General features: G+C 68.5%; 17 protein-coding genes. 6 read left to right on the forward strand and 11 right to left on the reverse strand.

Annotation, left to right across the window (positions count from 1 at the left end; genetic code table 11):
- Positions 1-7 precede the first annotated feature (7 nt).
- Genes E0H92_RS43500 through E0H92_RS43520 form a run of 5 tightly spaced genes read right to left on the reverse strand, consistent with a single transcriptional unit; the run spans position 8 to position 6,938 of the window.
- On the reverse strand, positions 8-907 hold the full coding sequence (locus E0H92_RS43500) for a carbohydrate ABC transporter permease (protein ID WP_131462916.1): 900 nt from the start codon (positions 905-907) through the stop codon (positions 8-10).
- Positions 904-2,202 carry an ABC transporter substrate-binding protein gene (locus E0H92_RS43505; RefSeq protein WP_131500433.1) on the reverse strand — a complete coding sequence of 433 codons (1,299 nt, stop codon included), beginning with the start codon at positions 2,200-2,202 and terminating at the stop codon, positions 904-906. The genes E0H92_RS43500 and E0H92_RS43505 overlap by 4 nt, the downstream gene beginning before the upstream one ends.
- A gap of 10 nt (positions 2,203-2,212) precedes the next feature.
- On the reverse strand, positions 2,213-4,021 hold the full coding sequence (locus E0H92_RS43510; protein WP_165550293.1) for an alpha-amylase family protein: 1,809 nt from the start codon (positions 4,019-4,021) through the stop codon (positions 2,213-2,215).
- On the reverse strand, positions 4,021-4,863 hold the full coding sequence (locus tag E0H92_RS43515) for a 2-hydroxy-3-oxopropionate reductase (protein ID WP_131462913.1): 843 nt from the start codon (positions 4,861-4,863) through the stop codon (positions 4,021-4,023). Before E0H92_RS43515 ends, E0H92_RS43510 begins: the two co-directional genes overlap by 1 nt.
- Entirely contained in the window at positions 4,860-6,938 is a 2,079-nt protein-coding gene (locus E0H92_RS43520; protein WP_131500435.1) for an alpha-amylase family protein, read from the reverse strand. The genes E0H92_RS43515 and E0H92_RS43520 overlap by 4 nt, the downstream gene beginning before the upstream one ends.
- 80 nt (positions 6,939-7,018) lie before the next feature.
- Here E0H92_RS43520 and E0H92_RS43525 point away from each other — a divergent pair, with 80 nt between their 5' ends.
- Complete coding sequence (locus E0H92_RS43525) at positions 7,019-7,816, forward strand: TIM barrel protein (protein WP_131500436.1); 798 nt, start codon at positions 7,019-7,021, stop codon at positions 7,814-7,816.
- A gap of 67 nt (positions 7,817-7,883) precedes the next feature.
- Positions 7,884-8,435, forward strand: a complete 552-nt coding sequence (locus tag E0H92_RS43530; RefSeq protein ID WP_131500437.1) for a dihydrofolate reductase family protein — start codon at positions 7,884-7,886, stop codon at positions 8,433-8,435.
- On the opposite strand, the gene E0H92_RS43535 is transcribed toward E0H92_RS43530, so the two are convergent.
- Complete coding sequence (locus E0H92_RS43535) at positions 8,420-9,331, reverse strand: LysR family transcriptional regulator (protein WP_131500438.1); 912 nt, start codon at positions 9,329-9,331, stop codon at positions 8,420-8,422. The two genes, E0H92_RS43530 and E0H92_RS43535, sit on opposite strands and share 16 nt — an antisense overlap.
- A 78-nt stretch (positions 9,332-9,409) precedes the next feature.
- On the opposite strand from E0H92_RS43535, the gene E0H92_RS43540 reads away from it, so the two are divergent.
- Positions 9,410-10,312: a DMT family transporter gene (locus tag E0H92_RS43540; protein WP_131500439.1), complete on the forward strand. Its 903-nt coding sequence runs from the start codon at positions 9,410-9,412 to the stop codon at positions 10,310-10,312.
- A complete protein-coding gene (locus E0H92_RS43545; RefSeq protein WP_238173848.1) occupies positions 10,309-11,355 on the forward strand; it encodes an alpha/beta hydrolase family protein in 1,047 nt (348 codons plus the stop codon). Before E0H92_RS43540 ends, E0H92_RS43545 begins: the two co-directional genes overlap by 4 nt.
- A gap of 3 nt (positions 11,356-11,358) precedes the next feature.
- Here E0H92_RS43545 and E0H92_RS43550 read toward each other — a convergent pair whose 3' ends face one another.
- From E0H92_RS43550 to E0H92_RS43565, 4 genes are all read right to left on the reverse strand, one after another.
- Positions 11,359-12,033: a hypothetical protein gene (locus tag E0H92_RS43550; RefSeq protein ID WP_131500440.1), complete on the reverse strand. Its 675-nt coding sequence runs from the start codon at positions 12,031-12,033 to the stop codon at positions 11,359-11,361.
- 141 nt (positions 12,034-12,174) lie between these two features.
- A complete protein-coding gene (locus E0H92_RS43555; RefSeq protein ID WP_165550294.1) occupies positions 12,175-12,996 on the reverse strand; it encodes a methyltransferase domain-containing protein in 822 nt (273 codons plus the stop codon).
- A gap of 47 nt (positions 12,997-13,043) precedes the next feature.
- Complete coding sequence (locus E0H92_RS43560; protein WP_131462905.1) at positions 13,044-13,727, reverse strand: hypothetical protein; 684 nt, start codon at positions 13,725-13,727, stop codon at positions 13,044-13,046.
- Positions 13,724-14,068 (reverse strand): hypothetical protein, encoded by a 345-nt coding sequence (locus tag E0H92_RS43565; RefSeq protein WP_131462904.1) that lies wholly within the window; start codon positions 14,066-14,068, stop codon positions 13,724-13,726. The genes E0H92_RS43560 and E0H92_RS43565 overlap by 4 nt, the downstream gene beginning before the upstream one ends.
- A gap of 155 nt (positions 14,069-14,223) precedes the next feature.
- Here E0H92_RS43565 and E0H92_RS43570 point away from each other — a divergent pair, with 155 nt between their 5' ends.
- Together E0H92_RS43570 and E0H92_RS43575 are read left to right on the forward strand one after the other, a co-directional pair.
- Positions 14,224-16,212, forward strand: a complete 1,989-nt coding sequence (locus E0H92_RS43570) for a sensor histidine kinase (protein ID WP_131500442.1) — start codon at positions 14,224-14,226, stop codon at positions 16,210-16,212.
- The gene (locus E0H92_RS43575; protein WP_238173849.1) at positions 16,209-16,856 is read left to right on the forward strand and encodes a response regulator transcription factor; all 648 of its coding nucleotides are present in this window, start codon (positions 16,209-16,211) and stop codon (positions 16,854-16,856) included. The genes E0H92_RS43570 and E0H92_RS43575 overlap by 4 nt, the downstream gene beginning before the upstream one ends.
- A gap of 71 nt (positions 16,857-16,927) precedes the next feature.
- Here E0H92_RS43575 and E0H92_RS43580 read toward each other — a convergent pair whose 3' ends face one another.
- Positions 16,928-17,932: a helix-turn-helix transcriptional regulator gene (locus E0H92_RS43580; RefSeq protein WP_131500443.1), complete on the reverse strand. Its 1,005-nt coding sequence runs from the start codon at positions 17,930-17,932 to the stop codon at positions 16,928-16,930.
- Positions 17,933-17,986 lie beyond the last annotated feature (54 nt).

Genomic DNA, 17,986 nt, shown 5'->3' on the forward strand with positions numbered 1-17,986 from the left:
CTGTCCCTTAGTTGTCGCCGTAGAAGACCCAGTACTTCGAGACCAGGAAGTGCAGCGCCGTCACCACGGCGATCGCGACCATCAGTACCCAGGCGAGCGCGGACGCGTAGCCCATGTCGAAGGCGACGAACCCCTGCTGGTACACGTACAGCGTGTAGAACAGCGTCGAGTTCGCCGGACCGCCGGTGCCGCCGCTGACGATGTGCGCCTGGGTGAAGGTCTGGAACGCGCCGATCGTCTGCAGGATCAGGTTGAAGAAGATGATCGGCGTGAGCAGCGGCACCGTCACATGCCGAAACTGCTTGATCACCCCGGCGCCGTCGACGCGGGCCGCCTCGTACAGCTCGTCCGGGATCTGCCGCAGACCGGCGAGGAAGATCACCATCGGCGACCCGAAGGTCCAGACGTTCAGCACGATCAGCGTCGCCAGCGCGGTCCGCGGGTTCTGCAACCAGCTCTCGCCGTGGATCCCGATGAGCGCCAGCCCTTTGTTGATCAGGCCGTCGTCACCGAAGATCTCCCGCCACAGGATCGCGATCGCCACACTCGAGCCCAGCAGCGACGGCAGGTAGAACGCGCTGCGGTAGAACGCGAGTCCCTTCAGGCCGCGGTCGAGGATCAGCGCGAGCAGCAAGGCGAAGGCCAGCTGCAGCGGCACCGACACCAGGACGTAGATCAGGGTCACCCGGACCGACGCCCAGAACTGGTCGTCGTGGATCATCCGCTGGAAGTTCTCCAGCCCGGTCCACTCCGGCGGATTCAGGATGTCGTAGTTCGTGAACGCCAGGTACAGCGACGCGAGCAACGGCACCGCGGTGACGAGCAGGAACCCCAACTGCCAGGGGATCAGGAAGACGTGCGCCGCCCGCCCCTGGCGGTTGAGGTGGAACCGCGAGCGGGACGTCATGCGGCCCGCTTGATCCCGGCGCCGATCTCGTCGACCAGTTTCTTCGCGCCCGCCGGCACCGCGGTCTTGCCGAGCGCGATCTCCTCGCAGATCCGGGCCATCGTCGTCCGCCAGGTGCTCGACCCGGGCGGCGCCTCGTACCGCGGTTTCCGCTCGGCCGCGCGTTCCTTCGCGACGATCGCGAGCATCTCCTTCTCGTCCGGGCTCGCGAAGGCGGCGGCCTGCTCGGCGACCTTCGGGTTCGTCGGCGCGCCCATGGTCAGCCGGACGGTCTTCAGCATCTCGGGGTTGTTCACGTTGTAGTCGAGAACCTTGCCGGCCGCCTCGAGGTTGCCGTCGTCGATCCGCTGGTAGATGGCCATCCGCGGGAAGTACAGGTACTTGTGCCCGGCCGGCGCACCCGCTGCGATCGGCGCCGCCCGCAGCCGGAACTTCTCCTGCGGGAACATCTTCGCGTCGTCGATGATGTGGTTGGAGTTGCCGAAGTTCACCAGGACCTTCTTCCCCACCTGAGCCCAGTCCGGGCCCATCCCCTCCTGCTCGCTCAGCGACAACGCACCGCCGGCCTTGCGCAGCTTCTCCCACCAGTCGAGCCAGCTCCCCAGACCGTCCACCGTGAACCCGACCTGACCGTCCTGCGTCCACAGCTGCTCACCGCGCTGCCGCAACCACGCCTCGAAGGTGAGGTCGTGGTCGGGCGCGTACGGCGTACCCTTGCGTTTCCCGGGATTGTTCTTGCTGTAGGCAACGAGGAGCTCGGCCAAACTGTCCCAGGTCCAGCCGGGGCCTTCGACCGGGATCGTGATCCCGTCGGCCTTCGCGACCGTCTCGTTGTAGCGGATCACCGGGGTGAAGATGCCGAACGGCAGCGTGTTCAGCTGCCCGTCGAGCTTGAAGGTCTCCAGGTCTTCCTTGCTGTAGTCGTCCCACTTCAGCGTGGGGATGTCGTCGAGCTTCCGATACAGCTTGCTCTTGTGGTACGTCAGCACCTGCGGCGACGCGATCCAGAAGATGTCCGGTACGTCGCGGGCCGCGATCTGGGTCGTCATCCGCTCCTGGAAGGCGGTGTAGTCGGCGAACTCCGGCTCGATCGTGATCGACGGGTTCGCCGTACTGAACTGCTTCAGGGCCTTGGTGTAGTTCTGCTGACGGATGCTGTTGCCCCACCACGCGTACCGCAGTGTGACGTCGTCGCCACTGCCGGACGGTCCGCCGCCGCTCCCGCCGCAGCCGGCGACCGCTGCCGCCGCTAGCCCCGTGCCGAGTGACACCTTGAGAAATCCTCGCCGATCCATCTCGTTCTCCTCACACACAGACGAGTACGTCGAACAATCCGATCTCCGGCACCTGCACCCACCCGTCGTCCACCTGCAGGCGCTCCTGCGCCACCAACGCCCGCACCTCGCGTACCTCGGCCGGCACCCGCAACCGTGCGGACCCGATCCGGACGGGTGGAGCGAATCGCTGGTCGGTGTCCCCCGATCTGTTCAGCAGATGGACGACGTACCCCGCCGCCGACCGCCCCACCACGATTTCCACCTGCTCCGGCAGGTCCGTCTCCACCGCTCCGCCCACCTGATCCGCGAACAGATCGCGGTGAACGCTCAACCCCACCTCCCGGTAGGCCCGCCCGATGGTCCACGGGAACAGCACCACGTTGCCGTGCTTCACCATCCCGGGATGGTCGAGCGGCACGTGCCCGTGGCACCTCTCCGGCGGCCCGTACGGCGCTCTCGACAGCGCCCGCAGCCCAACCTCGAACGGCGCCTCGATGACGTCGAAGGTCCCGAACACCGGGACACCACCCTCGAGGTGCAGCGAGCGAACCTCCGCCTCGGTCTCGTACCGGGCCAGCCGTCTGATCGGAAGCACGGTTGAGGTGCCCGTGGCGACAACTCGGCCGGCGTAGGCACCTAGGTCCACTGGTCCGACATCCGGCAGCGCGACCGTTCGATAACGGCTGAGGTCTGCCTCGCCGAGCCGCTCTTCCGGCAGCACGTCGAACGGCACATGGCGCTGCAGGAGCGACAGGTAGAGACCTTCGAACTCGGCCCGCGAGTGCACTGGTCTGACCAGGAGCGTCTGCGCGGCGGGTACCAGCTCCCGATAGACATCGACATGATCGCGATGGAACCGCGTCAGCTGCCCAGCAACCTCCAGGCAGGCGTACGGCGTGGTGGCCGGCGTCCCCATGATGTACGTCGACGGGTTGGCGCCGCGCGCGATCGCCTGCACCAGGTACTGCGCGAAGTGGTGCGGATCCTCGCTGGCCATGCGGTACGGCATGTCCACGAAACCCACCGAATTGGTCAGCACCGGGACCGTGGGACGGAAGGTCTTCGCGGCGCTCACGCTCTCGCTCGTCCGGTGATGCCACAACCGCCGGCCGACCGCGTTGTTCGCCTCGTGGAACACGATGTCCGCCTGATCGCCGAGGACCAGCGGCGCCTCCGGACGTCGAGCCGCCAGGTGATCCCGGATCCGCCCGGTGAGATCGGCCAGGACGTCCTTCGAGAACCGTTGCCAGTCCGCGTACCCGGGCGCGTCACGGTCGTCCGGCAGCGCACCGTCGTACCGCTCCTGACACGCCACGCAATGGCAGACCCCGTGGTAAACGCGGCTGTAGTCGACCTCGTTGAACGACATCCAGTTGCAGAAGAAGCCGTCCAGCGGATACCGGTCGAGCACCTCGTCCAGGACCTCGAACAGCTTCACCTGGTAGTAGTCGCCACTCGGGCACACACTCGTCAGCCCGTTGTAGACCTGCCGCGCCCCGCTCGGTCCGACGAAGCACCAGTCCGGATGCGCCTCCGCACGCCGGTGGTCGATCTTGGAGAAGTCCATCCGGCCCATCACTCGGATCCCGCGCCGCGCCGCCGCCTTCACCGCGTCGCCGACCAGGTCACCGGACGGCCTCTCCGCCAGGTACGGGTTGCGGGTCTGGAACTCCAGATCGGTCGGGTAGTTCGACAGGATCCCGCCGACGCTCAGCAGCCAGGTGTCGGCGCCGAAGTCCTCCAGATAGTCCAGCACCGACTCGACGCCGAGCGCGGCGTCGATCTCGCGCAGGTTGGTCTGGAACATCCGGAACGGGTCTTGCCACCAGAGCCTCATCAGCCCCTCCGCAGGGTCTTGTAGAGCGCGGAGTGGTCCAACTCGCCGTCTCCGTCGGCGATCGCGGCGTTCATCAACTGCTGCGTTGCAGCGGTGTTGGGCAGCGCCAGGTCCAGTTCGGCCGCGGCCTGAACGGCGAGCCCGAGGTCCTTGCGGTGCAGCCGTAGCCGGAACCCCGGCTCGAACGCCTCGCTGACCATCCGCTCGCCGTGCACCTCGAGAATGCGTGAGCTGGCGAACCCGCCCATCAGCGCCTGCCGTACGACGGCGGGGTCCGCGCCGGCCCGTTCCGCGAACAGCAACCCCTCGGCCACCGCTTCGATGGTCAGCCCAACGATGATCTGGTTCGCGACCTTCGCGGTCTGCCCCGCGCCGGCGCCACCGATCAGCGTGATGTTCTTCCCGAGGACCTCGAAGACCGGCCGCGCCCGCTCGAAGACGTCCGGCCGGCCGCCGACCATGATCGTCAACGTCCCGTCCCGGGCGCCGAGCTCGCCGCCGGACACCGGGGCGTCCAGGTAGTCGCAGCCCAGTTTCTCGATCAGCTGGGCGAAGCCGATGGTGGCGGTCGGCGAGATCGAGCTCATGTCGATCACCAACGACCCCGCGCGCAACCCTTCGGCGGCTCCGCCCGGCGCGAACAACGCCGCCTCGACATCAGGCGTGTCCGGCACCATCAGGATCACGACCTCGGACCGCTCGGCCACCTCCTTGGCCGACGTACACACGTGCGCCGCGAGGTCCGTCCGGCCGCGGTAGACGGACAGTTCATGGCCGGCGGCAACCAAGTTGTCCGCCATCGGACGGCCCATCACCCCGAGCCCGATGAACCCGATCCTCATGCCTGGCTCCAATCGACGTGCACGACCTCGAGCAGCCCCGCGGTCGGAATCACGACCTCGACACGCCCGTCCACCACCGTCGGTTCCAGGTCCACCCCGGCCACCAGCAGCCGGACTCTCGGTACGGCGCCTTGTACAGCAACCGATATCGTCTGCGGCGGTAACGGGAGCGTCTCGCGGATCGCCCCGCGCATCGCCATCGGATTCGTGAGGTTGACCAACGCGACGGCGACCTCGTTCTCGCCCCGATGGACCGCGACATCCACCAGCCCCGGGCCGTCGACCGTCACTTCGGGCGTCTTGCCGAGCGCCCAGGAGACCGCGTTCGCGATCAGCCGGCCATGGTCGGACTGCAATGCCTCCCAGAAGATCGCGCCGAGGTCGAACGGGAAGTAGACCGTCCGCCCGCCCTGCGCGTTCTCGGTGCAGACCACCGCGGGCTTGTCCGGGGCGTCTCGCTGGTACACCTCCTCCATCGGCAAGTCCGGGAAGTCCGGAACGAACCGGAACGGCGTGACCGCGTCCGACGCGACCCCAATGATGTGGGTGCCGCCAATGATCCGCGTCGTACCGTCGAAGCCGGCGTTCAACGGATGCGCGTCCATCAGCGCGATGTAGTTGTTCTGCACCGCCCGGCTCGCCTCGGTCAGCCGGACACCGAGTACGTCCCCCAGTCCGAAGTCGCTCCGGCGAGTCCCGTTCTCGTCGTACAGCGAGCTCTGGTACGCCGCCACGAGCGACCCGCCGCCGTCGACGTACGAGCGCAGGATCGCGCACTGGTCGTCGCTGAGCTGCTCGGCGTTCGCGAGCACAACGACCTTGAAACCGCTCAGCCGCTCGACTGTCATCGCCTGGTCGGAGACGAACTCGAACGGTACGCGCGCCTCGACGAGCGCGTGGTAGAAACCGTCCTCGTGGTCGTTGTCGCCGGCCCGCAACTGCCCGGTCCGGGTCGGGTCGAGCAGCGCGACCTCGGCGGTGATCCGCAGATCCTTGAGCACCGGTTCGACGGACGCGTGCAGGTTGAACGCCTCGACGACCGGCCGCACCCAGCGCTGGTCCGGCACGCTCGCGTTGAACTTCGTGAACCACGGCAGCGCGCCGTGCGCGAACCCGTCGACGATCCAGGTCTTGGTCTCCTCCGGCGGCGCGACCGAGTCCTTCCAGCGGTACTTGTGCTCGGGGCCGACGGACGTGATGAGTCGTACCGGACGATCCGGGAACACGCCTCGGTTGCGCTTCCCGTTCCGGCCGGCCGCCCAGGGCGCCTCGATCCCGTGCCGGCCCTGTTTGTCGATGATGAACAGCGGCGCGACCGGCTCGGCCAGATCACGAGCCAGGTCACGCGCCGCGAGCGCCCCCATGTTCGGCACGAAGCGGGCGTGCGGGCGGAGGTCCCGGACCGCCTGGTCCCAGATGCCGACCAGATGTCCCAGTCGCCGGCGCCGCCAAGCGACGTACTCCGGCCAGCCCTCGCCGTGCTCCTCGGCCGGCAACTCCAGACCGGTCTCGTCCCGGAACGACCGCTGGGCGTCCTCGCTGTACGAGATCCCGTAGTACCCCTCCCACCGGTTGGCGAAGACCGCGTCCACGCCGTACTCGCGGACGATCTCGCGAATCACCTCGGTGACGAACTCCCGGTGGTACGGCGTGAACGCGCACGTCAGCCAGATACCCGGGTACGCCCAGTGCTCGATCGGGTTGCCGTCCCGGTCGCGGGCCAGCCATTCAGGGTGCGCCGCGGCGGCGTCGGCGTGGATCGCGTGCGGGTCGACCCGCGCCATCACACTCATACCGAGACCGCGGGCGCCGTCGACGAGCGTCCCGAACGGGTCGGTGTCGCCGAGGAACTTGCTCCGGTAGTGGTACTCGAGTTGCGTCGGGTAGTAGGCGACGTACCCGCCGGCGCTGATGCAGGTCGCGTTGGCCTTGCTGTCACGCATCAGCCGCAGCCAGAAGCCGGCGTCGAAGTGCGCGGGATCGTCCTCGGCCAAGGTGATCTGGGCCCAGCGGGTCGCCGCCAACGGCCAGTCCGGATCGGAGTCGGCTAATCGGTTCTCGTGCTCGGTGTGCATCGCACCTCCGGCGTCGTCGGGATCCTCAAATTGTTAGACAAGAATGCACGACTAGCAAGAGCTGATGTTAGTCTTCGGCGATGGAGTACCGCGGCCACGAGCTGAGTGCGAACGTCTCGATGCTGTTCACCGAGCTGCCGTATCCGGAGCGGTTCGCCGCGGCCGCGCGGGCCGGTTTCCGGGTCGTGGAGTCCTGGTGGCCGTTCGCCGTCCCCGATCCGTCGACGGCCGAGGTCGACGACTTCGTACGGACCGTGTCGGCGGCCGGCGTTTCGCTCGGCGCGTTGAACTTCTACGGCGGCGACATCCCGGCCGGCGAGCGCGGCGTCGCATCGCACCCCGATCGGCAGCAGCAACTGACCGCCAACGTGCGAGCGCTGGTCGGGATCGCCGAGCGGACCGGCTGCCGGCTGTTCAACCTGCTCTACGGACAACTCGACGACCGTTGGACGCCGGAGGAGCAGGGCGCTGTCGCGTCGACCGCGATCCGCTCAGCCGCTTCGGCCGTCGCCGCCGTCGGCGGCACGGTGCTGATCGAACCACTGACCAAAGGACTGAACGGCCGCTACCCCCTGCTGACCGCGGACGACGTCCTGCGGCTCCTCAACGGCCCACTGCGAGACGTCGGCAACCTCTCGCTGCTGTTCGACACGTTCCACCTCGGCAGCAATGGAGTCGATCTGCTCGCCACGGCATCGACGGTTCCGGTCGCACATGTCCAGCTCGCCGACAGCCCGGGACGCGGCGAGCCGGGCTCCGGTGAGCTGCCGATCGACGCGACCCTCGACGCGTTGGCTGCGGCCGGATATCAGGGCGTCGTGGCCTGCGAGTACAAGCCGACGACGGACACCCTCGAGAGTTTGGCCTGGATTTCCTGAACCGATGTCAAAGCCGGGCGACCGGCGCCGACCAGGAGGCACAAGCAGCCGTCACCTGGAGGACATCATGCGGAAGATCATGTACTACGTGCACCAGTCGCTGGACGGCTTCATCGAGGGACCGAACGGCGAGTTCGACTGGCCGGTGCTCGGGCCCGAGCTGGGCGCGTACTCCATGTCGCTGACCGAGCGCGCCGACCTGTTCCTGTACGGGCGGACGGTCTGGGACATGATGTCGTCGTACTGGCCGAACGCCGAGGCGATGAACCCCGACCAGCACGCGATCGAGTTCGCGCCGGTGTGGCGCCGTACGCCGAAGGTCGTGCTCTCGACGACACTGCAGAGCGCGGAGTGGAACACCCGGATCGTCCGCGCCGCCGAGGACCTCAAGGCGATCAAAGAGGAGCCGGGCAAGGACATTCTGCTCACCGGCAGCTCGACGGTCGCAGCGGCGCTGACCGAGCTCGGGCTGCTCGACGAGTACCACGTGATCGTGCACCCGGTGGTGCTCGGCGGCGGCAAGCCGGTACATCAGCCGACCGGGCGACGTACGCTCCGGCTGGCGGAGACCCGGACCTTCGACAACCGGACCGTGCTCCTTCGTCACGACCTCGTCTGATCGGTGGCCGCGGCGGCGAGTGCGTCCGCGACGGCGGCAACCGCGGGAGTCCTCGTCCGGCGGGTCAACAGGAACACCGCCCGCCCGACGTCCCCTTCGGCCGGCAGCCGTACGGCGACACCCGGAGCGCCGGCGCCGATGACCAGATCCGGCAGCAGTGCGCCCGCGCCCGTCGTACGAACGAGCTCGAGCAGGATGAGGAAGTCGTCGGAGCTGTAGCGGATATCGGGCTCGAACCCGCCGAGCTCGCGGCAGACGCGGACATGCATCTCCCGATGCCCGGTCCCAGGTTGGCACGCCGCCCACGGCAACTCGGCGAGCTGTTCGATCGGGACGCGCTCGGCAGAAGCCAGCGGATGGTCCTCGGGGAGAATGACGCGGATCTGCTCGCGGAGCAGGTGCTCACGATGCAGATCGGCGTGTACGGCGCGCGGCTGTCCGTCGTACTCGTCGCCGACCATGACGTCCAGCTGCTGCAAGCGGAGAGCGGGCGCGGCCTGCTCGACCTCGAGCTCAGCCGCCTCGACGCGGATATCGGGATGTGTCGCCGCGAGACTGCGGATCGCCGGGGCGACGACGCGGATGAACGCGGACTGGAACGACGCGATCCGGACCACTCCCGCAACCCGGCCCGCGGCGACCGCGGCCAGCTCCGCCTCGGCTGCTTCGACGCCGTCGAGCAACGTCGTCGCGTGCCGCACCAGCACCTCGCCCGCGGCAGTCAGTCGTACGTTGCGGCCGACCCGCTCGAGCAATCGGGTCCCGGTCTCGCGCTCCAGAACGGCCAGCTGCTGCGAGATCGCGCTGGGCGAGTAGCCGAGCGCGCGGGCCGCGCCGTGCACGGTGCCGCGACCGTGGACCTCACGCAGCAACCGCAGTCGGTGCAGATCCATCATTCGTTCAGCTTAGCTTCACAATGCTGTCCGTGAAGCCGTGATGGACGTGAACAGTCCGTTCCCCTGACCATCGATGACGTGGGACGCATCTTCTGCCTTCTTTCCGCCGCCACCTTCGGGGTCATGGCCGTCTTCGGCAAGCTCGCGTACGACGCGGGCGTGTCGGTGGACGCCCTGCTCCTGGTCCGCTTCGGCCTGGCCGGCGCGCTACTGCTCACCCTCGCGCTCGCCCGCGGAGCACTACGCAACCTGCCCCGCCGCGCCGTCCTCACCGGCCTCGGCATGGGGGTCTTCGGGTACGCCGCCCAATCCGGCCTGTACTTCTCCGCGCTGGCCCGCATCGACGCATCACTGGTCGCGCTGCTGCTCTACCTGTATCCGGTCCTCGTGATGGTCGGGGCGATCGCCCTGCGCCGCGAGCGTGCGTCACGCCGGCGGATCGGGGCCCTCGCGGTCGCACTGATCGGGATCGGGTTGGTGCTCAGCGGCGCGATGACCGGGCGGTTCGACGTACTCGGTGTCCTGCTGGCGTTGGGTGCACCAATCGTCTACACCTGCTACATCCTGGTCGGCGACTCGCTGACCGGTGAGGTCCAGCCGCTCGCGCTGACGGCGCTGGTGTGCACGGGAGCGTTCGGCACCTTCCTGGTGCTCGGATTCTTCCGCGGAACCGACCTGACTTTCGCGCCGATCGGCTGGCTGTGGCTGGCCGCGGTCGCGCTGATCAGTACCGTGGCGGCCATCCTGTTCTTCTTCGCCGGGATGGCGCGGGTCGGTCCGTCGGTCGCCTCGATCCTGTCGATCTTCGAGCCGGTGGTGACGGTCGCCGCGGCGGCCCTGGTGTTCGGCGAACAGCTGACCGCCGTGCAGTGGTTCGGTGGAGCGCTCGTGCTGTCGTCGGTCGTCATCGTGCAGTGGCGGCAATCGTTGCCGGAACTTTCGCCGACTTCCCCGAAGGCGACGGCAGACTTGGCGGTATGAGCCGGCGGATGGCGTGGGCGGGAGTCGTCGCGTTGATGACGACGGCCGCGATCGCCTGCACCGACGACGGCGCGGCCCCCTCCGCGCCGGCATCGAGCGCGACGTCCCCCACGTCGTCCGCTGCCCCGCCCACTACTCCTTCCACCACTGCGCCTTCTGTGAGCCCGGTGCCTTCGCCCGCTCCGCATCCGGTGTCGTTGCAGGCGCTGACGACCAAGAAGTACAACGGCGGCGACCTTCGACTCGGCCGGGTACTCGCCCGCAACCCGGCGTACACCCGCTATCACGTCACCTACCGCAGCGGGACACTCACGATCTCGGGGATCCTGAACGTCCCGTCGACGCCAGGACCGCATCCGGCGCTCGTCCTGAACCATGGCTACATCGACCCGGCCGTCTACACGAACGGTCGCGGACTGATGCGCGAGCAGGACTACCTCGCCCGCCGCGGGTACGTCGTCCTGCACACCGACTACCGCAACCACGCGCAGTCCTCGAAGGACCCGAACTCCGAGGTCAACCTGCGGCTCGGGTACACCGAGGACGTCGTCAACGCGGTCCTCGCACTCCGCACCTCGCAGTACGTCGACCCGTCGCGGATCGCGCTGCTCGGCCGCTCGATGGGCGGCGGAATCACCTACAACGTGCTCGTGACGAAGCCTGGTCTCGTGAAGGCCGCCGTCGTGTTCGCGCCGGTCAGCTCGGACGCGGCCGACAACTTCAACCGCTGGACGCGACCGGACCGGCCGATCGCCGCCCGGATCCTGCGCACGTACGGCGAACCGGCGGCGAACCCGTCGTTCTGGCGGAACGTGTCCGCGGTCAACTTCTTCGGCCGCGTCACCGAGCCGGTGCTGATCCACCACGGCGAGTCGGACTCGACCTGCCCGATCGCGTGGTCCCGCGAGACCCTCGCCGCACTCAAGGCAGCCGGGAAGAACGCGACCCTGTTCACGTACCCCGGCGAGGAGCACGCGTTCGGCCCGGCGTGGCCGACGTCGATGGCGCGAACAGTCGGTTTCCTCAAGCAGCACGGGGTTTGAGGATCACGCGGGTCTGCAGGTCGGCAGGTCCCCGAGGGTCGCCCTGGCCCGCGCGGCGGCGTTGAGGTTCCGCGTCGCGCCGGTCCAGGCGGCGACCCAGAGGTCCTGCGCGTGCTCGGCCCCGAACTCCCCCGCTGCGTGAGCGGCCATCGCCTGCAAATGGGCCGCCCAGTCCCGGGCGGCGGCGCGGTAGGTCGCACCCACGGCGTCGAGGTCGGCGAGCCGCTGCTTGCACACCGCGGCCGCCTTGCCCGGTAGACCGGCACAGCCGCCGTTGACCTTCGCGCGCTCGGCAACCGCCGAATTTATGGCGACACTATCCGCGGGACCGAGCAGCCGGGTGCGCTTCCAGATTGCCTTTGTCTGTTCCTCGGAATTCTTACCGGCCAGCAAATCCGTCCGTGCCTGTACGTGTTCACGCCAATGCTCAGCGGCATTACCTGCCGCGGCCACGACGGCTTCGGCCGCCTGGATTTCCTTCGCACAGGCCGCCGCGCCAGGATTCACCACGTTGCGCTCGGTCGCAGGCGGCGTACTGAGCGTCGGGGTGACCTGATGTGCCGAATGCGTAGCCAGCTGGGCGGCCGGCTCTCCCGACCCGGACCCCGATCCTGCCTGCGCGATCGCCACCCACGCGACGGCGGTCAGCGCGGCGACGGTCCCGACGGCCAGCCACACCGCGCGATGTTCCTGAGGTATTGCCCGTTTCGCTCGCGACATCATCCCCATCCCCAATTCGAGAATGCTGCCACGGGGCTGGAAGAAACGCGACCAATTCACGGTACGCAGCGGTAGTCCTGCATTCCGTGTGGCTATTGTTCAGGGTTTGACGGCGCTCACGGCGTACATCGTCAACGACAGGTGGAACGCGCCGCGATCGGCCGCCTCCGCGAGGGTCCGGGCGAACGCCTCAGCCTCCGCCTCGGTGATGACGCCGGCCTGCAGGGCGGTCAGGTGCATCATCGCGACGAAGCCCTGCCGCGCGCCGTCTTGCGTTTCGATCATCGTGGCCGCGGTCTCGCCGGTGATCTCGAGACCGGCGTCGGCGAGCAGACCACGAAGCCTACGGCCGGAGTACGGGTTGGCGGTCTCGTGCAGGAAGTAGTCGACCATGCGTTGCAGTACGCCGGGATCGGCCGGGTGCACGATGGCGGTCGCCCAATCGGTGTCGATCAGCGCGATCCGGCCGCCGGGACGCAGTACCCGCGCCATCTCCTTCACCACGGGCACTGGGTCGTCGATGTGCTGGAGCACCCGCTCGCAGCGCATTACGTCCACCGACCCGTCGGCGAAGGGCAGAGCCTCGGCGTGCCCATCGACGTACTCGACGTCTGCGCCGGCGGCACGACGTACTGCCTCGGCTCGCAGGCCAGGGCTGGGCTCGACGCCGATCGCCCGTGCGCCGGACGCGGCGAACGCGACCACGTCTTCACCGGTCCCTGAGCCGACGTCGACCGCCGTCTCCCCCGCGGCCGGCGCCAACTGGTCGAGCGCCCACGCCTTCAAGGTGCGGATCGCGGGCCGCCCGGCCATCTGGTCCAGGATGAAGGCCTGCTGCTCAATGTTCTGCTCGGCCACATGCGCGGCCCGAAAACTGCCGCGCCGGGTGACGAACCCGGCTCCGTCCGACACATCGGTCATCTGGATCTCCCCCTCCGATCCGAGACTAGCGCCGGACGGGCCCGCGTTCATGGCAGTGGCTGCCATTCGTCGTTCGGCATCCGGAGGATCGCCCACCCCACCGCGGCGAACCCGGCTGCCTGCAGTCCCCAGCCGACCAGGTCCAGCGGGTGACTGCTGATGATGACCGAGATCAGGTGCAGCGGTTGCGAGATCGCGACCGCCACCGCGGCCCACCGGCCGCCGACCCCGGAACGCCACATCGCGATCCCGAGCAGGATCGTGCCGAGGACGTGACCGACCACGAACACCGTCGCGGCCACATCCACCGAGCCGTGCGTGACGTCGGCGATCCTCGTGATCGTCGCCTGATCGACACCCGCCGTACCCGCCGACCAGGTGAACACGTCGCTGGACGCCAGCCAGGGCAGGGACAAGTAGCCCGGGACCATCAGGAACACCGCGATTCCGGTCAACCACGGCGCGCCCCGGCGAGCGAGCCGGCCGACGAAGTACACGCCCGGCACCAGCGTGACCATCGCGATGTACGACAGCCAGAGGATCGTCGAACTGCGATCAAGGTTGCCGACGATCTTGCTCGTGATCGTCGAGACGTCGTCCGCGGTGTCGTACGGCAACAGGAACCGGAGCAGCGCCACCGCAGCGGGCCCGATCGGCAGGATGAGCGCGGCGGCCCACCTCCAGACCGGACGGACGTCGGTGCGCGTCGTACGGCTGATCGTCTGCGTCATCGTGCACCTACCAACTCGCGCTTCGGCAGCAGTACGGCGATCACGCCGACGACCGTCGCAGCGACTCCGAATCCGGCCGCGGCGACCGCGGCAGCCGGTACGTCGGACGCGAAGAACGCCGGTACGGCGAGCAGCGCCGACGCCAGCCGCAGCGTGATCAACGGCGCCAGCGCCCACCGCCTCCCGCGCCAGGCGAACCCGACCAGCACCAGGCTGATCAGCCCAGCTACTGCGGCGCCGATCGCCACACTCATCGGCGGGTGATCCCCGTCGGTGAGGAGCGGTGTCGCGATGTCTAGCAGTGCTAGCAGTCCGAGCAGTGCCAGCCCGAATCTGTACATCTCCCTACCCCCTTGTTTCGGTGTTGGGCACCACCGTCGCCCGTGCGCCGTACCGTCCGCCTGGGCACCCGATCCCACCCGGACAGGCGATTCCCCGGCCGATCCGGGATCGTGTTCCCGAGACGCCGGGAACCTTCCGGGCGCACACTGCCGGTATGAGAACCTCTGTGAACCACCGCGGCCTGGCCGGTGCGCTGGCCGGCCTGGTGATCGCCGAGGTGACTTTCGCCGTGGTCTACGTCCTGTCCGCGGGCTGGGGCTGGACCGAGCTGGTCGACGGGTTCGTCGTGACGAACGGCCTGATGGGCCTCACCTTCGGCCTGTGCGGCGCGGTGATCGCCTGGCACCGGCCGGCCAACCCGATCGGCTGGCTGTTCCTCGCGGACGGGATCGGGCACGCCACGACACCGTTCGCCGACGCCCTCGCGAACCTGGTGCACAGCGAACTCGCCCAGCAGATCCTCGTCACCGTCTCGCTGGCGGCTTGGCCGTGGTCGATCGGACTGTTCCTGCCGCTCGCGCTGCTGCTGTTCCCGGACGGCCGACTGCTGTCCCCGCGCTGGCGCTGGGCCGCGATCGGGATCATCGCGACCTCGCCGCTCTTCGTACTCGAGATGTCCGGCAGCGGCGAGTCGGTCTCCCCCGCACTTCCGCGCGGCCTGCTGACCCTGCGCGACTTCGACGCTCTGCAACCGCTGTGGACGGCCACCGAGGTACGCAACCTCGTCGCGATCCTGCTCGCACTGATCAGCCTCGCCATCCGCTACCGCCGCGCCGACGAAATGGGCCGCCGGCAACTGCTCTGGTTGCTGCTGGCCTCGGTGATCGCGGTGCTCTTCATCACGCCCTGGGCGTTCGTCGCCGGTACGCCGATCCTTGTCCTGCTGGCGATTCCGCTGATCCCGATCGCGGTCGCGGTGGCGATCGTCCGCTACCAGCTGCTCGATATTCGGCTGGTCGTCTCGCGCGCGTTGACGTGGGCGCTGCTGTCACTGGTTGCCATCGGCAGCTATGCGGCGCTGGTCGCGCTGCTCGACTCGCTGATCGCGTCCCAGGTCGGACGATCGGCGGCGGTCACCGTGTTCGTGGCACTGATCATCGCGCCGGTTCTGCCCCGTCTTCAGCAGCTGGTCGACCGGGCCCTCTACGGCGACCGCCACGACCCGGCCCGCGTCGCCTCCCGCGTCGGTGAACAGCTGTCGGCCGGGCTCCCTGGCGTGGTCGCAGCAATCCGCTCCGCCCTGCGCCTGCCGTACGCCGCACTCGTCGTCGACGACCGAGTAATCGCGGACGGCTCCGCCGCGAGTTCCGTCGTACCGCTGGAGTTGTCGTACGGCGGTGAGGTGGTGGGGACGCTGGTGGTTGGGGTGCGGTCGGGTGAGTCGGGGTTGTCTTCGGCTGATCGGAGTGTGCTCGGGCTGGTCGCCGTACCGCTGGCGGTGGCCGTGCATGCGACGCGGTTGTCGGCGGAGTTGCAGTCTTCGCGGGAGAAGCTCGTGTCTGCGCGGGAGGAAGAACGGCGGCGGCTGCGGCGGGACCTGCACGACGGTCTGGGACCGACGCTGACAGGCGTCGCGTTCTCCGCGGACGCGGCGGCCAACCTCATCACCACCGATACTTCGCGGGCGGTTGAACTACTCGCGCGTCTGCGCGCCGACACCCGCTCGGCGATCGCCGATGTACGACGCCTTGTGGACGACCTCCGCCCTCCGGCCCTGGACGAACTCGGCCTGCTCGGCGCCCTGCAACAACGAGCCGGCCAGATGTCGATCCGCGCCGACGGCACCGCGATCCGCGTCGTGGTCTCCGCCTCCGGTCTGCCGACACTGCCTGCCGCGCTGGAGGTCGCGGCGTACCGCATCGCGACCGAGGCCCTCACAAACGTCGTACGGCACGCTCGGGCGACATCCGCCGTACTGACCCTGCGATGCGAAAACCAACTGGAGATCAACATCACCGACAACGGCCCACCAACCGCCCCCTGGCACCCCGGCGTCGGCCTCCAAGCCATGCACGAACGCGCCGCCGAACTAGGCGGCACCTTCCAAGCCGGCCCCACCCCCACCGGCGGCCAGGTCCAAGCCCACTTCCCCCTCCCCACCCACACCACTCTCTCCGCCGATCTGTCCTTGGAGGTCAGGTGATCCGGGTAGTGCTGGCAGACGACCACCCCGTGGTTCGGGCCGGGCTGGCAGCCCTGCTCAGTTCACTTCCCGGGATCGAGGTCGTAGGCGTCGCCGCGACCGGGCGCGAAGCGATCCGCGAGGTCGTCACGACCCGCCCCGACGTCGCCGTACTCGACCTCCAAATGCCCGATCTCGACGGTTTCGCCGCCACCCGCGAACTGGCCCGCTCCGCACCGGAAGTCGCCGTTCTCGTCCTCACCATGTTCGAAGACGACGACTCGGTCTTCGCCGCCATGCGCGCCGGCGCCCGCGGCTACCTCGTCAAAGGCGCCGAACAGGAGGAGATCGCCCGCGCCATCCGCGCCGTAGCCGCCGGCGAAGCGATCTTCGGCCCCGGCGTAGCCCGCCGCGTCCTCACCTTCTTCGCCGCCCCACCACCCACCGACCCGTTCCCCGAACTCACCACCCGCGAACGCGAGATCCTCGACCTCCTGGCTGCCGGCCTCTCCAACCCCGCGATCGCCACCCGCCTCGACCTGGCCCCGAAAACCGTCGCCAACAACGTCTCCACCATCTTCACCAAACTAGGCACAGCAGACCGCTCCACCGCCATAATCCAAGCCCGCAACGCCGGCCTCGGCGCACCTAAGGACAGGACGTAGTCACCCAGCCGTCCCTGACGCCCGCCTGCAACCAGCCCAAGCCCGGGCTGCCCACCGACTACCTCCTGTCCTTACAGCTCGCGTCCGATCGCCTTCAAATACCGCTCGCCCACAGTTCGGAGGTGGGTGACGAGGGTGGGCGGGCCGGCGACATGGAAGTCGAGCCCAAGCATCCCGATGTAGACGGCGATCGTCTCGAGGGAGTCGGCGCCCGTGACCAGGACGCTGGTGTTGTCGTCGACCGACTCCACGATCCCGACGGCGGCGTGGATCCGAGACAGCACCTCCTGCGCGGGCGCGTACACCGTGATCCGCGCATGCACCTTCCACCCGGTCGACGCGACGTCACGCAGTACGAAATCGGTGTACGCCTCATCGGTCATCGGCCGCGGTCGATACCGCCGACCTGTTGCCATCCGCAACGACATCCAGTCGACCCGATACGAGTGCCACACCGCCTGCTCGTCCCGCGCCACGAGATGCCAGTACCCGTGCCAGCTCACCAACCGGTACGGCTCGACAAGGATCGGCAGGTCCCGCCCCACCCCCGACCCGGCCTTGTACATCGAGTCGCCCTCGGGAACGACGTACTCGAACCGCAGATAGTGCTCGTCCCGGATGCAGGCCGCGATCGTCGACAGTACGGCGGGATCGATCTCGGGAGCGTCGACGTTCGACCGCGTGTTGTCGGGGCCCTTCTCCATCGCCCTGTTGATCGCGTTGACCTGCCGCTGCAGACGGTGCGGGAGGACCTGCTGGAGCTTGGTCAGCGCGCGGGCGCTGCTCTCCCCCATACCGACGACGCCCGCGCCGGTCCGCAGTCCGACGGCGACGGCGACCGCTTCCTCGTCGTCGAGCAGCAGCGGCGGGAGCTTCGCGCCGACGCCGAGCTGGTAGTGGCCGGCCGGACCGCGCGTCGCGTCGACCGGGTACCCGAGCTCGCGCAACCGATCGATGTCGTTCCGCACCGTCCGCGTCGTCACGTCGAGCCGCTCCGCCAGCTCGGACCCGGTCCAAGCCGGGCGCGTCTGCAGAAGCGCTAGCAGTGCTAGCAAACGCTGCGAAGTCTCCAGCAAATCAGTCTCCTAATTAGGAATCTAATGTTCCTATACGGATTCTACGGTAGAGCC

Source organism: Kribbella speibonae, assembly GCF_004331375.1.
Taxonomy (GTDB): Bacteria; Actinomycetota; Actinomycetes; order Propionibacteriales; family Kribbellaceae; genus Kribbella; species Kribbella sindirgiensis.

Bases quoted from the DNA above. Each gene is read 5' to 3' on its own strand.
- E0H92_RS43555 (WP_165550294.1), bottom strand. From the start codon at position 12,996: ATGACCGATGTGTCGGACGGAGCCGGGTTCGTCACCCGGCGCGGCAGT.
- E0H92_RS43505 (WP_131500433.1), bottom strand. From the start codon at position 2,202: ATGGATCGGCGAGGATTTCTCAAGGTGTCACTCGGCACGGGGCTAGCG.
- E0H92_RS43510 (WP_165550293.1), bottom strand. From the start codon at position 4,021: ATGAGGCTCTGGTGGCAAGACCCGTTCCGGATGTTCCAGACCAACCTG.
- E0H92_RS43515 (WP_131462913.1), bottom strand. From the start codon at position 4,863: ATGAGGATCGGGTTCATCGGGCTCGGGGTGATGGGCCGTCCGATGGCG.
- E0H92_RS43520 (WP_131500435.1), bottom strand. From the start codon at position 6,938: ATGCACACCGAGCACGAGAACCGATTAGCCGACTCCGATCCGGACTGG.
- E0H92_RS43525 (WP_131500436.1), top strand. From the start codon at position 7,019: ATGGAGTACCGCGGCCACGAGCTGAGTGCGAACGTCTCGATGCTGTTC.
- E0H92_RS43565 (WP_131462904.1), bottom strand. From the start codon at position 14,068: ATGTACAGATTCGGGCTGGCACTGCTCGGACTGCTAGCACTGCTAGAC.
- E0H92_RS43570 (WP_131500442.1), top strand. From the start codon at position 14,224: ATGAGAACCTCTGTGAACCACCGCGGCCTGGCCGGTGCGCTGGCCGGC.
- E0H92_RS43530 (WP_131500437.1), top strand. From the start codon at position 7,884: ATGCGGAAGATCATGTACTACGTGCACCAGTCGCTGGACGGCTTCATC.
- E0H92_RS43545 (WP_238173848.1), top strand. From the start codon at position 10,309: ATGAGCCGGCGGATGGCGTGGGCGGGAGTCGTCGCGTTGATGACGACG.
- E0H92_RS43535 (WP_131500438.1), bottom strand. From the start codon at position 9,331: ATGATGGATCTGCACCGACTGCGGTTGCTGCGTGAGGTCCACGGTCGC.
- E0H92_RS43500 (WP_131462916.1), bottom strand. From the start codon at position 907: ATGACGTCCCGCTCGCGGTTCCACCTCAACCGCCAGGGGCGGGCGGCG.
- E0H92_RS43560 (WP_131462905.1), bottom strand. From the start codon at position 13,727: ATGACGCAGACGATCAGCCGTACGACGCGCACCGACGTCCGTCCGGTC.